The 23,603-nt window shown below is 66.8% G+C and carries 22 protein-coding genes; 12 read left to right on the top strand and 10 right to left on the bottom strand.

Features of this window, described 5'->3' with window-relative positions; all coding sequences use genetic code 11:
- A partial coding sequence (locus QH276_RS13935; protein ID WP_280406756.1) for a response regulator occupies positions 1–542 on the bottom strand: 542 nt, incomplete at its 3' end.
- Between the two features lie 266 nt (positions 543–808).
- Positions 809–2,608 (bottom strand): helix-turn-helix domain-containing protein, encoded by a 1,800-nt coding sequence (locus QH276_RS13930; RefSeq protein WP_280401846.1) that lies wholly within the window; start codon positions 2,606–2,608, stop codon positions 809–811.
- Positions 2,609–2,801: 193 nt separating this feature from the next.
- Between QH276_RS13930 and QH276_RS13925 the strand changes: the two genes are divergently transcribed.
- From QH276_RS13925 to QH276_RS13900, 6 genes are all read left to right on the top strand, one after another.
- Complete coding sequence (locus QH276_RS13925) at positions 2,802–4,304, top strand: aldehyde dehydrogenase (RefSeq protein ID WP_280401847.1); 1,503 nt, start codon at positions 2,802–2,804, stop codon at positions 4,302–4,304.
- Between the two features lie 97 nt (positions 4,305–4,401).
- Positions 4,402–5,811, top strand: a complete 1,410-nt coding sequence (locus tag QH276_RS13920; RefSeq protein ID WP_280401848.1) for an MFS transporter — start codon at positions 4,402–4,404, stop codon at positions 5,809–5,811.
- Positions 5,808–6,998: an FAD-dependent monooxygenase gene (locus tag QH276_RS13915; protein WP_280401849.1), complete on the top strand. Its 1,191-nt coding sequence runs from the start codon at positions 5,808–5,810 to the stop codon at positions 6,996–6,998. Before QH276_RS13920 ends, QH276_RS13915 begins: the two co-directional genes overlap by 4 nt.
- A gap of 30 nt (positions 6,999–7,028) precedes the next feature.
- Positions 7,029–7,481, top strand: a complete 453-nt coding sequence (locus tag QH276_RS13910) for a hypothetical protein (RefSeq protein WP_280401850.1) — start codon at positions 7,029–7,031, stop codon at positions 7,479–7,481.
- Complete coding sequence (locus QH276_RS13905) at positions 7,478–8,461, top strand: amidohydrolase family protein (protein ID WP_280401851.1); 984 nt, start codon at positions 7,478–7,480, stop codon at positions 8,459–8,461. The genes QH276_RS13910 and QH276_RS13905 overlap by 4 nt, the downstream gene beginning before the upstream one ends.
- Before the next feature lie 49 nt (positions 8,462–8,510).
- Positions 8,511–9,626 carry an NADH:flavin oxidoreductase/NADH oxidase gene (locus QH276_RS13900; RefSeq protein ID WP_280401852.1) on the top strand — a complete coding sequence of 372 codons (1,116 nt, stop codon included), beginning with the start codon at positions 8,511–8,513 and terminating at the stop codon, positions 9,624–9,626.
- Positions 9,627–10,042: 416 nt separating this feature from the next.
- On the opposite strand, the gene QH276_RS13895 is transcribed toward QH276_RS13900, so the two are convergent.
- Positions 10,043–10,474 carry an SgcJ/EcaC family oxidoreductase gene (locus QH276_RS13895; protein ID WP_280401853.1) on the bottom strand — a complete coding sequence of 144 codons (432 nt, stop codon included), beginning with the start codon at positions 10,472–10,474 and terminating at the stop codon, positions 10,043–10,045.
- A gap of 335 nt (positions 10,475–10,809) precedes the next feature.
- Here QH276_RS13895 and QH276_RS13890 point away from each other — a divergent pair, with 335 nt between their 5' ends.
- Together QH276_RS13890 and QH276_RS13885 are read left to right on the top strand one after the other, a co-directional pair.
- Positions 10,810–11,367, top strand: coding sequence for an RNA polymerase sigma factor (locus QH276_RS13890; RefSeq protein ID WP_280401854.1), 558 nt, complete (start codon positions 10,810–10,812; stop codon positions 11,365–11,367).
- On the top strand, positions 11,364–11,636 hold the full coding sequence (locus QH276_RS13885; protein ID WP_280401855.1) for a hypothetical protein: 273 nt from the start codon (positions 11,364–11,366) through the stop codon (positions 11,634–11,636). Before QH276_RS13890 ends, QH276_RS13885 begins: the two co-directional genes overlap by 4 nt.
- 110 nt (positions 11,637–11,746) lie before the next feature.
- On the opposite strand, the gene QH276_RS13880 is transcribed toward QH276_RS13885, so the two are convergent.
- Both QH276_RS13880 and QH276_RS13875 read right to left on the bottom strand, forming a co-directional pair.
- Complete coding sequence (locus QH276_RS13880) at positions 11,747–13,474, bottom strand: thiamine pyrophosphate-binding protein (protein ID WP_280401856.1); 1,728 nt, start codon at positions 13,472–13,474, stop codon at positions 11,747–11,749.
- Entirely contained in the window at positions 13,471–14,277 is an 807-nt protein-coding gene (locus QH276_RS13875; protein ID WP_280401857.1) for a cyclase family protein, read from the bottom strand. The genes QH276_RS13880 and QH276_RS13875 overlap by 4 nt, the downstream gene beginning before the upstream one ends.
- 169 nt (positions 14,278–14,446) lie before the next feature.
- Here QH276_RS13875 and QH276_RS13870 point away from each other — a divergent pair, with 169 nt between their 5' ends.
- The 4 genes from QH276_RS13870 (at position 14,447) to QH276_RS13855 (ending at position 18,288) form a co-directional block, all read left to right on the top strand.
- On the top strand, positions 14,447–15,802 hold the full coding sequence (locus QH276_RS13870) for a hypothetical protein (protein WP_280401858.1): 1,356 nt from the start codon (positions 14,447–14,449) through the stop codon (positions 15,800–15,802).
- A gap of 258 nt (positions 15,803–16,060) precedes the next feature.
- The gene (locus QH276_RS13865; RefSeq protein ID WP_280401859.1) at positions 16,061–16,864 is read left to right on the top strand and encodes a TIGR03084 family metal-binding protein; all 804 of its coding nucleotides are present in this window, start codon (positions 16,061–16,063) and stop codon (positions 16,862–16,864) included.
- 359 nt (positions 16,865–17,223) lie between these two features.
- Positions 17,224–17,697 carry an SRPBCC family protein gene (locus tag QH276_RS13860; protein WP_280401860.1) on the top strand — a complete coding sequence of 158 codons (474 nt, stop codon included), beginning with the start codon at positions 17,224–17,226 and terminating at the stop codon, positions 17,695–17,697.
- 9 nt (positions 17,698–17,706) lie between these two features.
- Positions 17,707–18,288 (top strand): ribonuclease H family protein, encoded by a 582-nt coding sequence (locus QH276_RS13855; protein WP_280401861.1) that lies wholly within the window; start codon positions 17,707–17,709, stop codon positions 18,286–18,288.
- A 129-nt stretch (positions 18,289–18,417) separates the two neighbouring features.
- Here the strand turns inward: QH276_RS13855 and QH276_RS13850 are convergent, their stop codons facing one another.
- From QH276_RS13850 to QH276_RS13830, 5 genes are all read right to left on the bottom strand, one after another.
- The gene (locus tag QH276_RS13850) at positions 18,418–19,044 is read right to left on the bottom strand and encodes a hypothetical protein (RefSeq protein WP_280401862.1); all 627 of its coding nucleotides are present in this window, start codon (positions 19,042–19,044) and stop codon (positions 18,418–18,420) included.
- Positions 19,045–19,085: 41 nt separating this feature from the next.
- Positions 19,086–20,069 (bottom strand): hypothetical protein, encoded by a 984-nt coding sequence (locus tag QH276_RS13845; protein WP_280406755.1) that lies wholly within the window; start codon positions 20,067–20,069, stop codon positions 19,086–19,088.
- 185 nt (positions 20,070–20,254) lie between these two features.
- Positions 20,255–21,415 (bottom strand): MlaD family protein, encoded by a 1,161-nt coding sequence (locus tag QH276_RS13840; RefSeq protein ID WP_280401864.1) that lies wholly within the window; start codon positions 21,413–21,415, stop codon positions 20,255–20,257.
- Complete coding sequence (locus tag QH276_RS13835; protein ID WP_280406754.1) at positions 21,415–22,449, bottom strand: MCE family protein; 1,035 nt, start codon at positions 22,447–22,449, stop codon at positions 21,415–21,417. Before QH276_RS13835 ends, QH276_RS13840 begins: the two co-directional genes overlap by 1 nt.
- A 56-nt stretch (positions 22,450–22,505) precedes the next feature.
- Positions 22,506–23,597 (bottom strand): MCE family protein, encoded by a 1,092-nt coding sequence (locus tag QH276_RS13830; protein ID WP_280401866.1) that lies wholly within the window; start codon positions 23,595–23,597, stop codon positions 22,506–22,508.
- Positions 23,598–23,603: the final 6 nt, after the last annotated feature.

Below are 23,603 nucleotides of genomic sequence, written 5' to 3'. Positions count from 1 at the left end.
CCCTCGGTCACCCACCGCCGCCGCCCGACCCCCGCGTCCGACACACCCTCCGCCATGCGCCCCACCACCGCGCGCCCCCGGCTGCTGAGTGCCTCCAACGGGTTGTCGCGGCGCCGCGCCGCGACAAGTTCCTGCACGAGGGCCGGATCTATCACCGACGCGCCGTTCGCTATCCGGTGCATCGTGTCGACGAAGTCTCCGACGTCGGTGACCCGGCCCTTGAGAAGGTAGCCGATCCCCGTGCCCACCTCGAGCAATTCGAGAGCCTGATCGACTTCGACGTGCGCCGACAGTAGCAGGATGGCGGTCTCGGGATACCCGCGGCGAATCTGCAGCGCGGCATCGAGACCCTCCGTCGTGTGGGTCGGAGGCATCCGGATATCGACGATCACGAGATCGGGGCGTCCATCGGCGACGACGGCGAGAAGACCATCCGCATCGCCGGCTTGACCCAAGACCTCGATGCCCGCACTCGTGAGCAAAGTCGCCAGACCTTCTCGCAACAGGACGTCGTCATCGGCGAGTGCTACGCGAAGCGGCACCTCAGCACCGTACTTTCGACCGCGGGCCCAGTCCCGGCTTTCCGTCGATGCGCGACGGAGGCCGAACAATGCTCATGCGCGGCTCCTCAACTTCATATACGGGCTATGACTTGGTCACCCTTTACGGCACTGTATCGCGTGGTGCAATTGCAGCGTCCACTGATGTGGATCGAGTTCGTCCCGGTCGAGCGATCGCGGCTCTTGCCACGGTGACAGCGGTACCGAGCCGACAGCACGACGAGGCTTCCCGGCCCGCGAAGTGTGTATCAGCGCCCGGCGTTCGCGATATCGCGGAGAGTGAGGGCGGTGGCGAACTTCACGACAGTGTCGAGATCCGAGAAATCACAGCCGGTGAGCTCTTCGATCCGGTGGATGCGCTGTTTCACGGTGTTCACGTGAATATGCAGCGCTGCTGCCGTGTCGAGTCGGCTCAATCGAGAGCCGAGAAATGCCTCGAGCGTATCGACCAAATGCGTCCGATGCTCGCGGTCGTAGCCGGCCAACGGTGCCAGCGTCCGATCGGAAAAGGCCGTCAACTGGTCCGGGTCGTCGAGTTGCAGCAGCAGACCGGCCAACCCGAGATCGCCCAATTCCACCACCGCGCCGTGGTTCCCCGACCGTACGGATACCTCGAGTGCACCCCTGGCGACGCGGTAGGACTGCACATACGATTCGCGGCCGGTACCGGCGACAGCGACGCTCGCGGTGACCCCACGGGCCGCGGTCGCCAGCGCTGCCCGGACGCGTTCTGCTACCCGCCGGTCCGTCACCTCTGCATCGCCCGGTCCGGCCAGCGCGCCCTGCGGCCACAGCACCACGAGCTGTCCACGGTGCATGGCCGCCAGCGGTCGGGGACGATGGCTGCGAGCGAACTGGGTTACCGCGGTGAGGGCGCGCGAATAGGTACGGGTATCCGCCTCTTTGCCGTCGACTGTCAGCAATCCCACGATCGCACGGTGCGGGCGGGACAGGTCGTGGCCGAGCCGCTGCGCCCGGCGCATCATCTCCTCCGATATCTCGCCGCCGGTGAGCAGTTCCGCGAGCAGCTCACCGCGCAGGCGATGCTCGGCTTCTGTCCCGGTACGGATGCGAAAGAGCTCGAGCGAAACGACCAGCGCCGCGTGCTCTACCGCGCGTTCCCCCAGCGCATCGAGCGGACCGCGGTCGCCCGGATACCACATCCGGGCCACCACCTCGTTGTCGAGCCGAACCACCGACACCCAGTGTTTGATCGAATCATTCGATACGACAACAGGTTTCGCCGAATTAGCTGCCGACGTATCGGCGGCGGCGCGGTAGCGCGGATCGGGAAGTCGCGCGTTGTCTCCCGCCGTCGCGAGCACGGCTCCGCCGGAGTCCTCGACGAGCAGAGGACGCGCGATCAGCTCACCGAGGACCTCGGCGATGCCCGTGAGCCCGCCGGATCGCAGGGTCACATCGAGTAGCCGTTCGTGGATCTGTTCCGATCGGGTCAGCAGGTCACGCTGTTCGCGCAGGGACGCGTTGAGCCGGCTCAGTTCCGCTAGCCTGCGTGCCGAGGTCAGGGCGATCGCCGCGTGGTTCGCGAGCAGCGACATCCGCTCGGTCTCGTAGTGGGTGAAGGTATGAACCGGCTTGTAGTACCCGTTGAGGGTGCCGAGGACATGTCCGGCCGCAACGAGCGGAACCGACACCATCGCGCGGTAGCCCTGGTCACGGGCAACATCCCCCCACGGTCCGAACTGCGGTTCGGCGGCGATATCCCGGATCACCACCGGCCGCCCGGTCCGGAAAGCGCGGGTGGAGGGCGCGGCGCTGGCCAGACCCACCGGCCGGTCGGCGTTGATCCGGGCCACGTAGTCGTCGGACAAACCACTCCAGCCCGCGATGAGAAGGCTTTCTTCGCTGGTGCCCGGCGTGAGGACCCCGCAGAAGTCGAAGCCGAGCAGTGCGCGCGCCGTCGCGGCCACCAGATCGAGTACCTCCCGCAGACCGTCGCCCGATACTGCGGCCGCACTCAGTGTGCGCAGGCTGGCCAACCACGTCACCAACTCGGCGGAATAGCCGCCCCGCTGTTGTTCGGTCACCGGCCCAGCGTGGCACATTATGTGTCAACGGACATATATTTCCGAATACTGTGTATCCGGAGACATTGATGCGGAACACGCCGGACTCGATACTCGATTCGCGCCCATTGTTGTGCCGAAGTTCTTCGCACCGAGCACAGCCGGTACCACACCGGGCGTCCCCATCGAGACGCGATAGGAAGGGCTCGGCGCCATGACCGATACCACGACCGACCAATCCCCGCTCGGGGCCGCCGCGGACCGGGCCACCGGCCCTACCCGTGAGATCCTGGATCCGTCTACCGGCGCGGTACTCGATATCGTCGCCGAACAGGGCGCCGAGGCCGTCGATGAGGCGGTCCGGACCGCCCGCACAGCATTCGAATCCGGGCCGTGGCCCGCCATGCAACGCAGCGAACGTGCCCGGTTGCTGCTGCGGATCGCGGACGCCGTCGAAGCCGCCTCCGCCGACCTGTTCCGGCTCGAGACCCGCAACAACGGCCGGCCGGTCACCGAAACACGGGCCCAATTGTCCCGCGTACCGGAATGGTTCCGGTACAACGCCGGGTTGCTCGTCGCCCAGCGGGACGCCGTCCTGCCCAGCGACGGACCGTATCTGACCTATCAGCGCCGTTCTCCGCTCGGCGTGTGCGGCATCATCACGCCGTTCAACCACCCGATGCTGATCCTCGCGCGCAGCCTGTCCGCCGCCCTGGCGAACGGCAACACCGTGGTGGTCAAGCCCTCCGAGACCACCCCGCTCACCACCCTCGCGCTGGCCCGAATTTTGCGGGAGGCCGGGCTTCCCGACGGCGTCGTCACCGTCGTCACCGGCGGTCGCGAGGCCGGCGAGCGGCTGACCCATCACCCCGACGTCGCGAAGATAACCCTCACCGGCGGCACCGAGGCAGGCCGGTCGGCCGCCGTCGCAACCGCGACTCGCTTCGCGCGCGTGACCGCCGAACTCGGCGGAAAGACACCGATCCTGGTCTTCGACGATATCGACCCGGTCGTCGCCGCCGAAGGCGCCGCCTTCGCGGCGTTCGTCGCCGCGGGCCAATCCTGCGTCGCCGGATCCCGGTTCCTGGTTCAGCGCGCGATCTACGACGAATTCGTCACCGCACTCGCCGAGCGGGCCCGCGCCATCCGGATCGGCGACCCCGCCGCATCCGATACCCAGATGGGACCGCTCATCAGCGCACGCCAGCGTGATCGGGTCCGCGAGCTCATCAACACCGGCGTCGGGGAAGGCGCGCGGCTCGTCGCCGGCGGCAACATTCCCGACCTGCCCGCGTCGCTGCAGGGCGGATTCTTCCTCGAACCCACAGTTCTCGCCGACGCCACCATCGACATGACGGTGTCCCGGGAGGAGATCTTCGGTCCGGTCGCTGTCGTCATCCCCTTCGACACCGAGCAGGAAGCGGTCGCGATGGCCAACGACAACCGCTACGGACTCGGCGCAGGCGTGTGGACACGCGATATCGCCCGCGGGCACCGCGTCGCGGACAGGATCGTCGCGGGCATGGTCTGGGTCAACGACCACCACCGCCTCGAACCATCGCTGCCCTGGGGCGGGGTCAAGGAATCCGGTATCGGCAAGGACGCCGGAACCGAATCCTTCGACGACTTCTCCTGGATCAAAACCGTGGTCGTGCGAACCGCCGACGACCACGTCGACTGGTACGGCAGCCCGGACGCGAACACCCGCCTCAACTGACCATCCGGCGCAGCATCCACCCCGGCAAGCCCGCACGGGGCGATGCCGCGCGCCCACCTCCCCTCCGACCACGCGACCTTACGCGGAAGGAGCGTCGATGACGACGCATCAGACCGGTGCAGGCACCGAACGAACCGAGATCAGCCGGATGCAGTGGCTGGTACTCCTCGGCACCACCCTCGGCTGGGGCCTGGACGGATTCGCCGGCAGTCTCTACGTTCTCGTCCTCGGACCGGCAATGACCGAACTGCTGCCACACAGCGGAATCACCGCCGATACCTCGGCCATCGGCTTCTACGGCGGCCTCACCGTCGCCCTGTTCCTCCTCGGCTGGGCGGTCGGCGGAATCCTGTTCGGCATACTCGCCGACTACTTCGGCCGGACCCGGGTGCTCTCCCTCGGCATCCTGACCTACGCGGTGTTCACCGCGGTCGCCGCGTTCGCCGATACCTGGTGGCAGATGGGCATCCTGCGCTTCATCGCCGGCGTCGGCTCCGGCGTCGAGGCGCCCGTCGGCGCCGCCCTCATCGCAGAAACCTGGCGAAACCGCTATCGCGCCCGCGCGGGCGGCATCATGATGTCCGGATACGCCGCGGGTTTCTTCGTCGCCGCGGCCACCTACGCCCTGCTCGGCAGTCACGGCTGGCGCATGATGATGGCGCTCGCGGTCATTCCCGCACTACTGGTCTGGTTCATCCGCCGCTATGTGCCCGAACCACCCGAGATTCAAGCAACCATCCGCGCCCGCAAACAGCGCAGACTCCACGAAGACGACACTGCCACAGAGATATTCGTCCTGCGGCGCCTGTTCTCGGGACCGCTGCTGCGTCCCACCCTGGTGTGTACCGCATTGGCGACCGGATCACTGATCTCCTTCTGGAGCGTATCGACCTGGTACCCGCAGATCATCCGGCAGATGACCGCGAACGATACGACCGTGGCCGCCGGCACCGCCGATCACCGCGTGGCACTGGCCTCCATGCTGTTCAACGCCGGCGGAATCCTCGGCTACGCATCGTGGGGTTTTCTCGCCGACGCACTCGGGCGGCGCCGCACCTTCACCCTGAGTTTCGTCCTGTCGGCCATCGCGATCGGCTACGTTTTCCCCCTCGAGCACAGCTATACCGGATTCCTCGTCGCGATGCCGGTGCTCGGTTTCGGCCTCTTCGGCGCCCTGTCCGGAACCTTCATCTACGGACCCGAGGTCTTCCCGCCGAGCGTGCGAGCCACCGCCCTCGCCGTGGTCAACAGTGTCGGCCGGGTTATCACCGCGGCCGGACCGCTCGTCGCCGGAGTAATCGCGACCTCCTGGTTCAGCGGCAACCTCGGCGTCGCCACCGCCGCAATCGCCGCACTGGGCCTCATCGCCTTCATCGGGCTCGCCTTCGCGACCGAGACCCGCGGCAAACCACTTCCCATCGACCCTCCGGCCCCGGACTCCACCAGCCCTCCGGACCCGTCACTTCCCTCCGAACCGGCCGCGGGCCGAGAAGAGAGCCGTTCATGAACACCTACGACTCCGCCCGGGCGATCGTTGTCGGCGGATCCATCGGCGGGCTGACCGCTGCGCTGCTCCTGCGGGATCTCGGTTTCTCCGTCGACGTCTACGAACGCACCCCCGCCGCCCTGGACGGCCGTGGCAGCGGCATCGTCCTGCAACCCGATACCGTGCGCTGGTTCACCGAGCGCAGCACCCAGCGACTCACCGACCTGAGCACATCCACCTCGTACGTGCAGTACCTCGACCGTGCGAACTCCGTCGTCTTCCAGGAGGAACGCACCTGGACCTACACGTCGTGGGGAACCTTCTACCGGGCATTGCTCGCGGATTTCGGCACCGAGCACTATCACCTCGGCGAATTCGCCTGCGGATTCGATCAGGACGACGACACGGCCACCGTCCGTTTCGTCAGCGGTCGCACCGAGACAGCCGAACTGGTCGTGTTCGCCGACGGTATCACCTCGATCGCGCGCGCCCACTTCGACCCGGACGCGACGCTCCAATACTCGGGGTACGTCGGTTGGCGCGGAACCGTCCCCGTACACGACCTCACCCCGGCCACTCGGGAGCTGACCGGTGACGCCATCACCTACAGTGTGGTTCCGCACTCCCACATCACGCTCTACCCGATCCCCGGCGACGAGGGCGTCGGCCCGGAACACCGGCTGATGAATTACGTCTGGTACCGCAACGTCCCCGCCGGGCCCGAGCTGACCGAACTATTGCTCGACAAGCGCGGATTCGCGGGACCGGTATCGGTCCATCCCGGCCAGGTGCAGGACCGCCACATCGCGGAAATGAAGGAGACTGCGGCCGCTGTGCTGGCGCCGGCCGCCGCGGAGATCGTCACCGCGACGGAGCTGCCCTACCTCCAAGTGGTTTCGGACTGCCGCTCCGCCGCCACGGCTCAGGGAAGGGCGGCACTGATCGGTGATGCCGCCTGCAGCGCGCGCCCCCACGCGGCGGCGGGGACCGCGAAAGCCGCAGCGGATGCCTGGGCGCTGGAAGCAGCACTGGCCGAGGCCGACGGGGATATCGCAGCGGCCCTGGCGAAATGGGAACCGGGCCGGCTGGACCTCAGTGCGTCACTGCTCGCCCGCGTGCAGGCGATGGGTGCCCGCTCCCAGTTCACCAATACCTGGACACCCGGCGACCCCGATCTGCGCTTCGGCCTCTACGGTCCGGGCCACTGATCCCGCTACCCACCCGAGACAGGAAAAGAAATGAAGGACAGAACATTCCTCGACGACCTGCCGCTCGCGGGTGAGCTCGTCGCCACCGATTTCGACAGCTGGCCGGATTGGCTGCGGACCGAATTCGCCGATCACGCCTACGACGGCCATGTCGGCTCGTCCCTGCTGAGCGAATCACCTCGGGTCCGGGTGTGGGAGATCCGGCTCGCTCCAGGTGAGCGGTGGCACGCCCACCGGCATGTCCTCGACTACTTCTGGACGGCCGTGACGGCCGGTCGCAGCCGCCAGCACACCCACGACGGCACCGTGCGGGAGGTGTCCTATACGCCCGGCGAAACCCGCCACTTCCACTTCGGACCGGGCGAATATCTGCTCCACGATATCGAGAACATCGGCACAACCGATCTCGTCTTCACCACCGTCGAACACCTCGACAGCGCGAACCCGCCGCTGCCGCTACACCATGAGGACGGCCGGGCATGATCGACTTCGATATCGCGCCCGGCGTCGTCGATATCCACGCCCATTGGCTGCCTCGTGAGCTCTTCGGTCTTCCGCCGGGTTCGCCGTACGGGCAGATGCACGACCGGGATGGCGAGCTGTACCTCGGAAACGTTCCGTTGTCGATCCGGGCTACCGCGATGAGCGATGTGGCCGCGATCCGCGCGGATATGCATCGCGCCGGAGTCGGCGTCCGGGTCCTCTCCGCACCCCCATTCGCGTTCCCGGTGCACGACTCGGACGGAGCCGCGGACTACGTTGCCGCCTACAACGCCGCGCTGGCCGAAGTCGTCGGCTCGTCGCAGGGATCGTTGCTGGGCTTCGGCATGGTCACCTTCGGACATCCCGGCCGGACCACCGCGCAGCTCGAACGACTCGCCGAAACGCCGGGTATGGCCGGGGTCGCGATCCCGCCACTGCTCGGCAGCGAATCGCTCGACCGCGGTCCGCTGCACCATGTGCTTGCCGAGGCCACCCGGCTGGACCTGGCGGTGCTGGTCCACCCGATGCAACTCCCCCGGCCCGAATGGCCGGACTACTACCTGGTCAATCTGATCGGAAACCCGGTGGAGACCGCCACCGCGGTGGCCGCGGCTCTGCTCGGCGGCGTTCTGGAAGAACTACCACGCCTGCGTATCTGCTTCGTCCATGCCGGTGGCTGCTCGGCCGGGCTACTCGGCAGATGGACGCACGCCTGGCATGCGCGCGCCGATGTCCGAAGCGGATCGGCGCGGCCGCCAGCGGAAGGCTTCGAAATGCTCTGGTTCGATACAGTTGCCCACGATCCTCACCTACTGACCCTGCTCCGTAGCCACGCGGGCACGGACCGGATTGTTTGTGGCAGCGACTATCCCTTCGATATGGCCGAGGCCGAACCCGTCCGGTTCGCCGGCGCCCACGGCCTGAGCGAGACCGAGCTCGTCGCATCCGCCCGGGAATTTCTCGGCCTCCCACCGCTGTGACAACCAGCGGCTCCACCCGCGTTCCACGAAGCACCAGGACAGGCAGGCCATGAGTCAGCTCTTCACCCCGATTACGTTGCGGGATATCACCATTGCGCATCGCGCATGGATGTCACCGATGATGCAATTCGCGGCCGTCCCCGACGGACCGGACACCGGCACTGCGACCGACTGGCACCTGCAACACCTGGGATCCCGGGCAGCCGCAGGGGCGGCGCTGATCATGTTCGAAGCCACTGCTGTCAGCCCCGACGGGCGCAGTAGCGATTACGATCTCGGACTCTGGAACGATCGGCAGGCCCGCGCACTACGCCGTCACACCGACTTTCTGCGCGCGCAGGGCACCGTGCCCGGCATCCAGCTCGTCCACGCGGGCCGGAAGGCGGCGACCGGCCGACCGTGGCCCGATCCCGGCCGCGAGCCGCGGACCTGGCCCACGGTGGGACCGAGCGCGGTGCCGTTCGGCCGGCTGCCCGCGCCCTCCGAGCTGAGCACCACCGAGATCCGCATTGTTATAGATGATTTCGCCGCCGCAGCACGGCGTGCCGCCGCAGCTGGGTTCCACGTGCTCGAACTGCACGGAGCGCACGGATACCTCATTCACCAGTTCCTGTCGCCGCAGTCCAACAGACGCACCGATCGGTACGGCGGAAGTTTCGACAACCGCATCCGGTTCGCACTCGAGGTCGTGGCCGCGGTCCGCCACGAATGGCCGGCGGAACTACCACTGTCCTTCCGGGTATCTGCCACCGACTGGCTCGCGGGCGACACCGACGACCCCCGGCCGGGATGGACCGTCGAAGAGACATCGGTCCTCGCGCAACACCTCGATCGGCTCGGAGTGGACCTGGTCGACGTGTCCAGCGGCGGCACCGTACCCGATGCGACGATCCCGGCGCGGCCGGGCTACCAGGTGCCGTTCGCAGCACGGATACGCGCCGAAGCCGGGGTCCGTACCAGCGCAGTTGGCATGATCGTCGATCCCGAACACGCGGAACAGATCATTGCACAGAAACAGGCGGACGCGGTTTTCCTGGGCAGGGCCCTCCTTCGTGATCCGGCATGGATCCACCGAGCCGCAGATCGGCTCGGCGCGACGCTGCCGCACCCCCCTCAGTACGAGCGCGCCTTCCGCCGCACCACATCCGCCGCGGTTTCGAGCTAAGGCATCGGGAGGAGGGAGCTTCATACCGCCGGGCCGATAACCACCACAGCGTGATTCGGGCTGAGAAATCTTGGCCAATCGCCCGTCGACTCGCAGTTTGCTCCGCCAGCGACCGATGTGCGTTGGTATCGTGCTCGGCTCCAGGGACAAATGGTGCAGGCTGCTCACCTTCCCGCTGACCACCCGGTCAGCGAATCAGGCCGGAATCACCGTTGATCAACATGAATACCCGCCTGCACCTCACCGCCGGCCACCAGATCAGCGCCGCGACAAGCTGGTGATAAATACTGCCCGCAGGATTCTGAGAATGTGCAGATGGTTTGCGCCAAGTCAACTGAGAATCTATACGGCTGAAGAAGAAGCCTGTGCCGCCTCGTTCGCGACGACCATCGACCGGTGCGGTCCGGCCGGACCGATCAGTTCTGTCGCGGGCCGAAATCGTCCAGGCCGTTGACGCGCGTGTTGTGCGCAGCCCGAATGAGCCAGCGATCGTCGCGGCGCACCAGGATCATGGTGATCAGGCCCTGGCGGTCCTCGGCCGCCTCGGCGGTGGGCAGCAGGTGCTCCGGCCAATTCCACCGGGTATGGACCAGCACGACATCGGGTGCAATGTGCTGGATATCGAGAATCTCCTGGGAATAGTTCCGCTTCTGCGCGATCACCGTCTCGGGGACGTCCTCGTGGCCCCGGACGTTCTCCGCTCGTGAGCGCCACCAGAGTCCGCGATGGGTGATGAAGCCGGAGTCCTCGGTGAACAGGCCGCCCCACTCGCGCATATCGTGGCGGATCCAGAGATCTGTGTAGTCGGCGAGGAGCGCGCGCACCTCGAGTTCGATATCTTGCTGCACCGCTCCAGCGTCCTACCTCAACTGCCATTGAGGTCAAGGGCGTGGCGCACCGACAGCTCCAGTTCGCCCGTCGGCCCGGGCAATAGACCACGCACTGACGGTGAACTCGCCGGTACGCGGAGTCAACTCGATAGGTTCAGGGGTTCCGACCCGGTGACACCGAAACCCGGCCGTGGCCGAATCCTTTTCCTCGATCGGTTGCTCTTATGGACGTGCGGGCCTCGAGGCCGGCTTGTCGAAGGAGGTTCTGATGACCGTAGTCATTGTCGCCGTGGTGGTCGCGGCCGTGTTGATATGTAGTTGCGTGCTGTTGCTGCGTCGGAGGGCGCGTTCCCGTGGCTAGCTTCAACAGGTCTTCGTGGCCGGGGGACCAGCTCATCGCTGCGGCCCAGAGTGGAGACGAGGCGTCGATCGCGGCATTGGTCTCAGGTACGCATCCGCATGTTCAGCGTTTCGCGTTCTCGCTCTGTGCGAGCAGCCAGGACGCTGAAGACGCGGCGCAGGAGGCCCTGCTCGTTTTATTTCGCAAGGTCGGCACATTGCGGGCGGCAAGTGCTCTCGCCTCGTGGCTGTTCCGGATCGTGCGCAATGAATGTTTGCGGCGGGTGCGAACCGTGTCGCGCCAGGACGAACTGGCTACCGAGGTAATCACCCCGTCGGCCGAGGACGAAGTGCTGGGCAGGCTGGAGATCGAGCGCGTGGCCACGGCTATCGCGTCGTTACCTGCCGACCAGCGGCGTGTGCTGATCATGCGTGACGTCCAGGGTCTGCCGGGAAGCGCTGTGGCCGAGTCTGTCGGGTTGAGCACAGCGGCCATGAAGTCTCGGCTGCACCGTGCCCGCGCGGCCGTGCGCGCTGATCTGGGTATGCAGACGGAGGGCACACCGAAATGAACGGTCCAGTTGTGCAAGGCGATCGATCGTTCACCAGCAAGTCCGTGCCCGTTCACCTGTGGCGGGGAGTCATCGGATTCGGGCTGATCGCCGGATCGGTCGCGTTGGTACCGATCCTCGGTCTGTTCAGCTTGCTGCTGTTGCCGGTGGGGGTGGTGGCTCTGCGCGGCTGCCCCGCGTGCTGGGCAATCGGACTGGCGCAGACGATATCGCGCGGGCGCCTGGAACGGTCCTGTGCGGATGGTCACTGCAGCCTGAACTCACGGTGAAAGGAGAGCCTGACCGAGCACTCCACCACCTTGTCGCCGACAGTGCTGGAGCAGTCCGCATCGGACTGCGAGACGATGGATCGCGGGGGCCGTCCCGGGTAGCGCGGCGGTCAGTGCCCGGCGAACGCCTCGGCCAGCCACCAGGCGCCGCCGTCGCTGGCGATCTTGGCGTCGATCACCAGCGGGCTCGACTGCCCCGCGGTCCCGTAGCGGTGCACCCATTCGCGGACCGGCTCCAGATCGTCGATCGAGCGGACGGTGACGCCGGTGGCGCCGAAACCCCTGGCGATGGCGGCGATATCGGTTTCCGGGAACGTGACGGTGGTGTGATCGGCATTTCCGAAATGATGGACCTCGGCGCCGTAGGCGGAGTCGTTGTACACGATCGCCACCAGCGGAATTCCGGCCCGTACCGCGGTCTCCAGTTCGGCGACCGCCATCAGGAACCCGCCGTCACCGGCGCCCAGTACGGGCAGCCGGCCGGGCCGGGCGAAGGCCGCGCCGAGGGCGGTGTACAGGCCCAGGCCGATCGACTGGAATGCCTGGGTGAAACAGAATCCGAATTCGTCGGGCACCGACAGGTGCGTCGCCGGGTAACCCATGAAGTTCCCGGAATCGATCGAGACGATCCGCTCCGGCGGCAGGATCCCGTCGAGCGCGACCGTCAACGCCCGCGGATCGATCCGTTCCGCGGTGGAACTGTCGTCGATCGGAACATCCTGCCAGCGCGCCGATTCCGCGATACGCGCCGCGATCTCCGCGGTGCGGTAGCCGTTCTCGCCGATCGGCACCGAATTCGCCAGTTCGGCGAGCACATCCCGCGCGGTTTCGCCACAGTCGCCGAGTACTCCGAAAGCTATCGGCCGGTACGCGCCGAGAGCGTCGATTTCGTCGTCGACCTGCACAACCCGGGTGTGCGGTCCGATCAACCGCCCGTGCCGCGTGGTCCAGTCGTTCAGCGCGCAGCCCCAGCCGACGAGCACATCGGCACCGGCGATGAGTTCCGCGCTCGTCGGCGACGCGAATCCCCCGGAAATCCCCAAAGCGAATTCGTCACCCGCGAACAATCCGTTCGCGACCGCCGAGGTGGCGAGCAGCGCACCACACGCACTCGCCAGTTCGGCGAGCACGGGGCCGGCGGCGCGCGCACCGCGCCCGGCCACGAACACCGGTTTCCGGGCACCGCGCAAAGCTTCGGCGAGCCGCGCCACCGAACCGGCCTCCGGCCGTATCCGCGCCGGCGGAACCGGCATATCGATCGGCCCGGACACCGAACAGGACACGGCCGCGATATCGATCGATACATTCAGCACCACGGTGCGCCGCCGGTCGACAGCGGTGCGGTAGGCCCGGATAACATCGGCGACCGCGGTCGCGGCCGAGTACACCCGGTCGCTCACCGCACCCACACTGCGGACCAGCGCCTCCTGATCGATCCGGAAATTGGCGCGCAGGGCCGCGGCCGGGCTGTCGGCGGTCAGCACGATCATCGGGGTCCGGCTCTTGGCGGCCTCACCGATACCGGTCATCGCGTTGGTCAAACCGCAGCCCTGGTGCAGCGAGACCACCCCGACCCGCCCCGACATTCGCGAGTACGCATCCGCCATGGTCGCGGCGCCGCCCTCGTGCCGGGTCGCGGTGAACGGCACGCCACCCTGGCGCAGTGCCTCGGTGAGCACGAAGTTGCCGCTTCCCACCACGCCGAAGACATGCCCGGCGCCCAGATCGGCCAGCACCCGGCCCACCACATCGGCGACCGTGGGGCCGTAGACCCGCTCGGCTCCCCCGTGCTGCCTTACGACCGCAGCGCTCGGGCCGCGGTGGTGCCCGGAGGTCATTCGCGCGCACCCGCCCGATCGACCACGGCCAGCACCCGGGCCGGGCTGCCGGTCCCGCCGACGATCGGCAGCGGGCTCACGACCAGCATCGCCCCGACCGCCGGCAACCGCCCGAGATTGCGCAGCGAGGTGATCCCGTACTTGTCGTTGCCGAGGAAGTAATGGTGCACCGGGAAGGCCGGGTCGAAGCCACCGGCGAGACCCGCGTCCACGCCGACCGTTTCCACTCCGAGCCCGGTGATCTCGCGTTCGGTCGCCAGCCACCGGGCGCATTCGACCGTCACACCCGGCGTATGCGACCCGGTGTCGTCGGCGTTGAGGAAGGCGGCTTCGGAGTGCCCGCGGGATTCCCAGCCGGTACGCAGCAGCAGCCACATCCCCGCGGTGAGCCGGTCGTACGACTGTTCCCAGGACTCGACATCGGCGACTGTGAGCAGATAATCCGGATCGCCGGCGACCCGGTCGGTGAGGTCGAGGACGGCGGCCCGGCCGATCAGCCGTCCCACCGGGATCTGGGATACATCGTCACCGTCCCGGCCGGTCACCCAGTGCACCGGGGCGTCCAGATGAGTCCCGATATGTTCCCCGGTGTGGATGTTGTTGTGCCGCCAGAACGGGCCGGGCTCGTTGTAGGCGCTGACCTCTTCGAGACTGAAATCGATCAGGTTCGCGAACGGCGCGGGCAGGCGCAGCGCGGGAGTCGAGCTGCTCAGCGGAGTGGTCAGGTCGACCACTTCCAATTGTCCGGTGGTGACGGCGTCGAGAAAGGCCGGCAGCGCCGCGGCGGCCTGGAGATCGGTCATAACGGCACCTTATGCCGGTTTCGCGGCGAGCGGCACGGTTGGTGCGGCCGGCTGCGCGGTGGGCGCCGCGCCGGGGATCGGTGCCGGGCCGGGCGCTGATTGACACCCGGGACGGGCCGGTGACAATGTGAGCACTCGAATCCACAATCCGGCCCAAGGGGAGCGCACGATGATCACACTCTCGTCCGGAGTGTTGATCGATTGGGAGGAGCTCACCGGGCAGACCAAATTCGTGGTCGACCTGGTCAGTTTCCCGATATTCAGCGCCGCGGCCGGCTGGTTCACCAACTGGACCGGCGTGGTGATGCTTTTCTGGCCGCTGCTCTTCCGCGGCGTCCGGATTCCCGGCCTCGCCGTGCTCTACCCCTATCTACCCCGCCGCGTCCAGGTACTGCCGACCTTCTCCGAGGACGGTTCGCGGCTGGGTTTCCAGGGATTCATTCCGGCGCGGGCCGAGAAAATGGCCAGTATCTGTGTCGACAAGGCGTTGATGCGGATCGGCAGCCCGCGTGATTTCATCCACGAGCTGGATCTGGCCGGTATCGCCGACTACGTCGCCGCGCTCGCCGGTAAACAGGTCAAACCCCTCGTCGACGAGGTGATGAACCGGGAGAATCCGGACCTGTGGCAAACCCTGCCGCGGACGATGCGCCAGCTGATCTACCAGCGGGTGGAACGGGAGATGCCGGAGCTGTGCGCGAAGGCCTTCACCTCGCTCGGCGACAACGTCGACCAGCTGATCGATATCAAAGGTTTCGTCATCCGCTATCTGCAGGACAACCCGCAGATTCTCAAGGATCTCACCACCACCATCGCCGCACCGGAACTGAAATTCATGGTCCGGATCGGTTTGCTCGGCGCGCCCTTCGGGCTGCTGCTCGCCTTGTATCTGCATATTCACCAGGACATACCGGTGTGGGGCTGGGTACCGGCGTGGGTGATCGTCCTGCTGGTGACCGCGCTCATCGGCGTGGTCGTGAATATCATCGCCATCCGGGTGGTGTTCACCCCCGGTGATCCGCAGCCCCGGTACAAGTACCTGTGGAAACAGGCGCTGCTGGCCAAACGGCAACCACAGGCCGCCACCGATCTGGCGCATATTCTCGCCTACCAGGTGCTCACCCTGCCGAATCTGTCCAACGAACTGCTGAACGGCCCCAACGGCGACAAGACCCGGCTACTGCTGGAACAACTCATCTCCGATGAGATCCACCGCCAGCTCGGCCGGACCACCTCGGTGGTACGGGCCGCCTTCGGCCGCCGCCAGTTCGACAACCTGAAGGTCGGTGCGGCCGGTGCGGCGGTCGGGCTGGCGCCGGCACTGGTCGGCGACGCCGATTTCATCCGGGAGCAGGCCGAGAAGATCGATGAGTTCGCGACCCGCAAACTCCGGATGCTGACCCCCGGCGAATTCATGGAGATGTTCTACGCCTCGGTGGAACAGGACGCCTGGCTGCTGTACCTGCACGGTGCGGTGCTCGGCCTGTTCGTCGGTGCCACCCATCTGCTGATCTTCGGCTGGTAGCCGGGACCTCCGCCGTCACCGAGGCCCGCGGATACCCGCGCGCGGAAATACAAGCACGCTTGCTTGTATTTTTCCGGCGCCGCTGGAATGCTGGGCACACACCACCGGCGCCCGTCCTGGATACCCTCCGGGCACCGGCACCCGCCCGTCCGAGCGCTACTGCGTCGAGCCGGCGGCCCCATCACCCGGCCGCCCGATTCGCCGCGGTGCGCGGACGCACAGCGCACCAGCCGGTGCCGTAGGAAAGCGAACGAACCGATGGCCGATCTGAACTCCCTCCTGGCCGACCTGCGCGCCGAGAGCGCGGAACTGGAGAGCCTGGTCGCACAACTACCCGCCGCACAGTGGGAACTGCCCACCCCGGCCGCCGGCTGGACCATTGCCCACCAGATCGGGCACCTCGCCTGGACCGACGAGGTCGCCACCCTGGCGGCCACGGACGCCCGCACCGGCGGTACATCCTTCACCGAGCTGCTGACCGAGGCCGCGGCCCGGATATCGACCTTCGTCGACGAAGCCGCCGCCGCGGCCGCCGCGACACCGGCCCCGGAACTGCTCGAGCGCTGGCGCGCCGGCCGGGCGGCGCTGGAGCAGGCATTGTGCGCGGTACCGGACGGCGCCAAGGTCGCCTGGTTCGGCCCGCCCATGCGCCCGGGCTCGATGGCCACCGCACGGTTGATGGAAACCTGGGCGCACGGGCAAGATGTCGCCGACGCGCTCGGCGTCCGCCGCGCCGCCACCGACCGGCTGCATGCCGTGGCCCATATCGGCGTCCGGACCCGGGATTTCGCTTATGCCGTCCGGGAGCTGCCGCCGCCGGCCGAGGAGTTCCGAGTGGAGCTGACGGCACCGTCGGGAGCGTTGTGGACCTGGGGACCCGAAAACGCCCGGCAGCGCGTGACCGGCCCGGCGTTCGATTTCTGCCTGCTGGTGACCCAGCGCCGCCATCCGGATGATCTCACGGTACGAGCGACCGGCGACGCCGCGGCGCAGTGGCTGACCATCGCCCAAGCCTTCGCCGGACCGCCGGGCGAAGGCCGGGCGGCCGGCCTGTTCGGCTGACGGGCCGGCGAGCGTCGGACCGGGTTCTCGCGCCACAGCCGGACGTCGTTGGCCGGGCTACCCGCGCACGACAGTCGAGTACGGCGCTCGCCGGCTGCCGTTGAGTACCCCTGACACCCACCGCGGAAACCTGCGCCTCGACAGCCCGGCGGAGCGAGAAACGGCCCAATTGTGACGCTCGTCTCGGACCGCTCGGATCGCCTTTCGTCCCAGCTCGGAGGCCGAACCGCGGTGATACGATCTCGCCACGACTCGGTCGTAAATCACAACTACGCCGGTGCGGCTATCGAATCCCGGACTGCCGGAAATAAAGCGGAAGGCTATAGTATTTTTGTCGGGCAGCCGTGGAGGGAGGGCCCGTGGGCTTCATCAAGTACGCAAGCGATGTTTCGGCGCCGGTCACCGTGGCCTTCGCTTACGCTGACAATCCCCGGGCGGTACCGGAGTGGCTCGCCGGCGCGGAACAGGTCACGCTTCGTGGCGAAACCGATCGCGGTCTGGGCGCCCGGTACGCGATCCGGTTCCGGCTCGGGCCCTGGCGGCCCGTACTGAACTGCGAGATCACCGAGCACCGGCAGGACGCCGTCATCGCCTACACACTGAGCGGCAGCCCGCTCAATGCTTGTCTCACACTGCGTTTCGATCCGCTGGGCCGTGGACGTTCGGTGCTCACCACCGAACTCGACTACACGGGCTCACGTGGTTTCGCGGCCCTCCTACGCGACCGGCCGCGTAACGCTGCGCTGCGCGCCGCACTGCGCCGCACCGAGTCACGATTGCGCGAGGCTATCGAAGAAGTGCACGGTACCGATCTTGTCGGCCGCCTTGCGTAGGGTACTGCCATGATCATCGTGAGTACCGACGGTTCATGCCTGCGGAACCCGGGCGGAGCCATCGGCTGGGCGTGGGTCGATCACGCGGGCGGTGCCGAAAGCGGCGGCGCGGCAACGGGTACCAATCAGATCGCCGAACTACGCGCGGTACTCGAAGCGATCCGCTCGCACCCCGGCGCGGATCCCCTGCTGATCGAGAGCGATTCGCTCTACGCGATCAAATGCGCCTCGGAATGGCTGCCCAACTGGCGTAACAACGGCTGGCGTACGTCCAGCGGCGGCGCGGTGAAGAATGTCGAGCTCATCCGGGATATCGACCATGCCATCGCCGCGCGCCCGGGCCCGGTCCGATTCCGCTGGGTCCGGGGGCATGTCGGCAACTACTTCAACGAACAGGCCGATGCCCTGGCGGGCGCGGCCGCCCGGAAGGCCGCCGCCACTGCCTCGCGCGAGCACCGCGGTACCACCGGCATATCCCCGGCCGGCGCACGCCAGGCTCCCGAAACCTCCGCAGCAGCAGGGAAGGCTGCGGAACCGGCGGCCGCGTCCGCCGACTACGCGACAACAGCGCAGGCCCTGCACCTGTTCTGAGACAGGCGCGGCGCCCGCGCTGTTGTCGCCGTAGTACCGATATGTGGATACCACCCGAATAGCCTCCGGCGGTGGTGGCTCGACCCACCGCCGGAGGCGCCCGGGATCATCCGTCGCAAGCGCTCCGAATCAGTTGCCCGGAGCCGGCGCCGGCTCGCCCTCGGGAGCCGCCGGAGCGGGGCCACCCGGGGCCGGCTGGGCCGGGGCGCCGCCCGCGCCCTGCAGCATGGCCAGATCCCATTGGTTCACGATCCAGCGGTCGCCGTCCTTCTCCAGACCCGCGACCACAGCGATATCCTGCCGTTTCGGTTCGGGCGTCACGGCATTCGTCTTCATCAGGCCGATATTGACCAGAACCTTGGCGCTCTTCTCGTCACCGGACTGGAAACCGCAGGTCGCGTCGTCGACCCAGGATTTCACCTTCGATTCGGTGAGCAACTGGCGCAAGACATCCCAGTTCTGTTCCAGCGACGACACCACATTGTCGGTGGCACCGTCCTTCATGGCCGTCAGGAAACCGTCGAGGTCGCCCTGATAGTCGTAGGTGTTGGTGGACCGGGCGAAATCGCAGGCCGCCCTGGTCGATTCGTCCTGGGCGGACAGCTCGCCCTGATTCTGCTGGAAGGCACGGAAATAGATCACGCCCGCGGTCACCAGCGCCACCAGCACCACGCCGGTGACGAAAGCGATCAGCACGGGAAGCATCCCGCCGTTGTCGTCGCTGCGCTGCGCTGCCGCGGTCTCGTTCTTCGCCATAGCTTCGAGTCCTAACTTCGGAGTTCGTCTCGCGGCTGCCGCTACTGCTGCATCATCGGCGTATCGAAATTGGCGACGAGCCAGGTGCCGTCGACCTTTTCCATATCCACATTGGCCGCAACCTTGACCCGGCCGGGCGCCTGCTGCTGCGGGCCACCCACGGTGGTGAACTGCTGGTCGATCACGAGGACCACCCGCGCCTTGTCACCGGACCCGGACTCGTAACCGCACTGCACCTCGGCGGCGGTCGAATTGACCTTGGTTTCGGCGAACCGGGCCTTCAGATCGGGACCGATCTGCGAGACCAGATCCTTCCACTTCCCGGTGGCGGTCTGTGCGAGCCGCTGCACGTAATCGTCGGCCTTGTCGCCGGTGTAGGTGGCGAAGCTGTTCCCGAAATCGCAGGCGGCCTTGGTGGCCGCGGCGCGGCGGTCGAGTTCGTCCTGGCGCTCGCCGGCGAGGAAGAAGAACACCCCGACGGCCACGAGTGCCGCGATCAGCAGCACCGCGGCACCGGCCAGCACGGGCAGCGGGAATCGCTTGCGGAGGCCGGAGGATTTCTTCGCCGCGGCGGAGCCGGTCGCTTCGCTATCCGCCCCGTCCGCCTTCCCGGCCGCGGTTTTGCCGAGCACTACCGTTTCGTCCCCGGTCGTATCGGCTTTCGCGGCTTTTTCGGTGGCGGCAGATTTCCCGACCTTTACCGTCGCCTCGGGATCAGCGGATTTCTCCACCTTTACCGTCGCGTCCGGGTCGGCGGGTTTGTCGACCTTCACGGTCGCCTCCGCGTCCCCGGACTTCTCGGTCTTCACCGTCGTATCCGGGTCCGCGGATTTCTCGACCTTCACGGTCGCGTCGGGGTCCCCGGACTTCTCTGCCTGCACCGTCGCGTCCGGGTCGGCCGATTTCGCCGACCCGGCGTCGGCGGTGTCGGCGGAGCCCTCCGGTTCGGCTTTCGCCGTGCTGCCGGTATCGCTGCTCGATGTGGTGTCGGAGGTGGTGTGCTCAGCCGCGGCGTCCGCTGGCACACCAGTGCCTTCCGGCTCCAAAGGGTCGGAGACGGGTTTTTCTGTGGACATCTGTACTGTTCACACCTTCCCGGCGCCTCATCGGACGCGCCGTAATATTCCGGCCGGAAAACGACCGCCGGGTGTGGCGGGCATCTCTGCGAGAGTATGCACCGTCGCACCCGGCGCCGGACGACCGGTCTGTACTACCGCACGGGCGGCAGCGTTCGTTCGTTCGGATCCACCCCGGGCGGCATCTGCGCACCGTTGTCCGGGATATTCGGCCGGGGCGCGTTGGCCGCGCCACGGATCTGCTGGCCGGGGCCGGGATTATCGCAGTAGTTCCACTTCGGCAGCGTGCCGTCCTGGACGACCTGCGTCTTGACCGGTGTGGACGCGTACTGGCAGTACGGCCGGAACCAGATATCGAGGATCGCGTGGAACTCGTTGTCGTGGGCCGGCACGCCCAGCGCCGCGCCGCCGAGTTCCAGCGCGGGGAACAGCGCCGCGAGCGCAGGTTGACGCAATTGCGCCGCCCGGGTCACCGCGACGAAGTTGTTCACCAGCGCGGTGATCGGGTCGCTGGTGGCATCCAGGGTGGCGGTGACACTCGCGAACTGACCGGGGGCTTGATCCAGCACATTCACCAGTTCGGCGTTCGCCTTGTTGAACTGGTCGAACAGCACCTGGGAGTTCGCGGTCAGGGTCCCCAGATCCGGCTGGGCCTGGGAGGTGGTCGCGGCGATGGTGCGCAGATTCGCGATCAGGTTCGTGGTCTGCGGCAGCAGGGTCTCCAGACCCGCCGTCACCAGACTGACGCCTTCGATCAGCGAACGCAGCTGATCCGGGCCACCGCTGAGCGCGATATCGAGCTCGTTCAGGATCACCGAGAACTGATCCGGGTTCACCTGCGCGATCAGATCACTGGAGTTCTCCAGGACCGCCGAGATGGGTACCGGCGTGCTGACCCGCTCGGGGTCGAAGGTGATCTCCGAACCGTCGGTCAGATACGGACCCTGATTGCCCGCGGGCCGGAAATCGATGTACTGCTCGCCCGCGCCGGACAGGGCCTGCACGGCGATCTTGGTGTCCACCGGGATATTCCAGCGGGAATCGATCTCGGCCTCGGCCTGGATTCCGGCGCCGTTGTCGACCAGTTCGAGATTGCTCACCTCGCCGACCCGGTAGCCGCGCAGGGTGACATCGTTACCGGGTTGCAGGCCGCCGGAACGGTCCAGGTTCACGACCACCGTGTAGGTGCTGCGCAGCGGATTCACCCGCATAACGTTGACCAGCAGATACGTTCCGCCGATGAGTAGCGCCAGGACGATGCCGAGATTCGACCACAGGATCTTGTTTCTGAACATCACTGGCCTCCCACGCGCTGCTGGACGACCTGGAGAATCTGGATCAGGCTGCCCGCGAAATCCTGGAGATCGCGCACGTCGAAGAAGTGGCTGGTGCCCGGGGCCGTCAGCATCGCGATATCGAGATTGGTGACATTGACCTGGGCGGCCAGGCTGCTGCCACGGAAGGTGGCATCCACCGGACCGCGCAGTTCGTGCAGGATATCCATCAGCGCGCCGAACTTGTCTCCGGTGGCCGCGAGTGCCGCCATCAGGTTGTTCAGGTTGTCGAGGGTGCCCGCCAGATCGCCGCCGGTGGTGTTCGCGTAGTCGCCGAGCGCGGCGCTGGTGGTGGCGATCTTGCTCAGCAGATCGCCCAGCGCGCGGTTGTTCTCGGCGACGGCGCCGATCATATCCGGCAGCGTATCGGCGACCTGGCCGAGTTCGTTGCGCCGGGCGTCGAGCGTATCGGCCAGCACATTGAATTCGCCGAGCACACTGTCGATTCGTGCCGAGTTCGCATTGATACTGGAGACGACGCCGGTGATCTCGTTGACCAGGTGCACGACCTGATCGCTGCGCCCGCCGACGATCGAATCGAGTTCGGTGCCGAGACGGGTGAGGTGGGCGATACCGCCGCCGTTGAACATCAGCGAGACCGAGAGCAGCAGTTCCTCGACCGTGGCGCCGGCCGAGGTCTGCTCGATGGGCAGGGTGTCCCCGTCTTCGAGCAAGGCCGTTCCGGGTTCGGTCTGCGGTTTCGCCACCGCGATGAACACATCACCGAGCGGGGTCGCCTGGCGCAGTTCGGCGGTGGTCCCGACCGGGAGCTCGATATCCTTACGGATCTCCATATCGACGATGGCCTGGAAATTCCGGGTCTCGATATTGGTGACCACACCGACATCGGAGCCGCCGACCTTCACCTTCGCCTGATCGGGCAGGTTCAGCGCATTCTCGAAAACCGCCTGTAGGCGGAAGGTCTCACCGCTGGCGCCGGGTTTCGGCAGCGGAATGTCCTCCACTGTCAGCCCGCCGCCGGAGGCCACCACCACCTACCCGGCCGCCACCCGGGCGCCCACGGTGCGGCGGGCGCGTCGGATTGTTCGCATCATTTCGTCAGTCCCAGCAGTGCGGCGGTGAGTCCGAAATCCGGTCCGAAATCTTCGGGCCGGCCGGTCCGGCAGCCGTCGGATCGCATCTGAATCCGTTCGCAGAACAGGCTCACGATCTCACCGCCCGCGAGATTGGTGCCGATCAGCGCGTGCAGCCGGACGTAACCCTGCTCGTAGTTCATCGAGCGGTGGATGTTCTGCAGCAGCATCGGCGCGACATCGACCACCTCGGTGACACCGCGCGCGTTCTGCCGCAGTTGGTCGATCACCGTGTTCATCCTGGTCAAGGTGTCCACGAGCTGATCCTGATGCTGCGCGAAGATCGAACTGGTGTTGTTGAGGAAGTCGTAGAGCTGTTGCAGCGTGGCCTGCAGGCCGGGCGCCTGCTCGGCCAGCATGGTCGTCATCTGGGTGGCCTGGTTGCTGAAATCGCGGACGGCCTGGTCGTTCTCGGCCAGCATCGTGGTCAGCTCGTTGAGCTTGGTGATGATGTTGGCGATGGCGCCCTTGTTGTCGACACCGACCTTCAGCGCGCTGGACAGCGCGTTGAGGGTGTCGCGCATCTTCTCACCCTGACCGTTGAGCATCGGATAGAGCACCCGGCCCGAGAGTGGGCCGACCCCTTCCTGACCCTCCTGCGGTTTGAGCGCGTCGGCGAACTGGTCGATGGTTTTGAGCATGGTGTCCAGCTCGACCGGAACGTCGGTTTTCTCCAGCGGGAGGTGGTCGCCGTCCTCGAGCGTTTCACCCTCGACATAGCGGGGCGTGAACTCGATATGCCGATTGGTGACGATCGACGGCGACACCACCACGGCCATGGCCGATTTCGGGATCTCCACGTCGCCGTCGATGCTCATATGGACTTCCACCAGATCCCCGTGCGGGATGATCTTTTCGACCTTGCCGACCTCGAGACCGAGCACGGTGACCGGATTGCCCTCGTACATACCGGCGATGTTCTCGAAATCCGCGGTGATCGACATATCGCCGCCGACCGCGCTGTTCACCATCGAACAGCTGCCGAGCGCCAGCGCGGACGCACCGATGACCAGGGCTTTCGCGGTTTTCTTCACGAGGTCGATATTCACCGGTTT

Source organism: Nocardia carnea (genome assembly GCF_029869215.1).
Classification (GTDB): domain Bacteria; phylum Actinomycetota; class Actinomycetes; order Mycobacteriales; family Mycobacteriaceae; genus Nocardia; species Nocardia carnea_B.
This window is presented reverse-complemented; position numbering and strand designations above follow the sequence as displayed.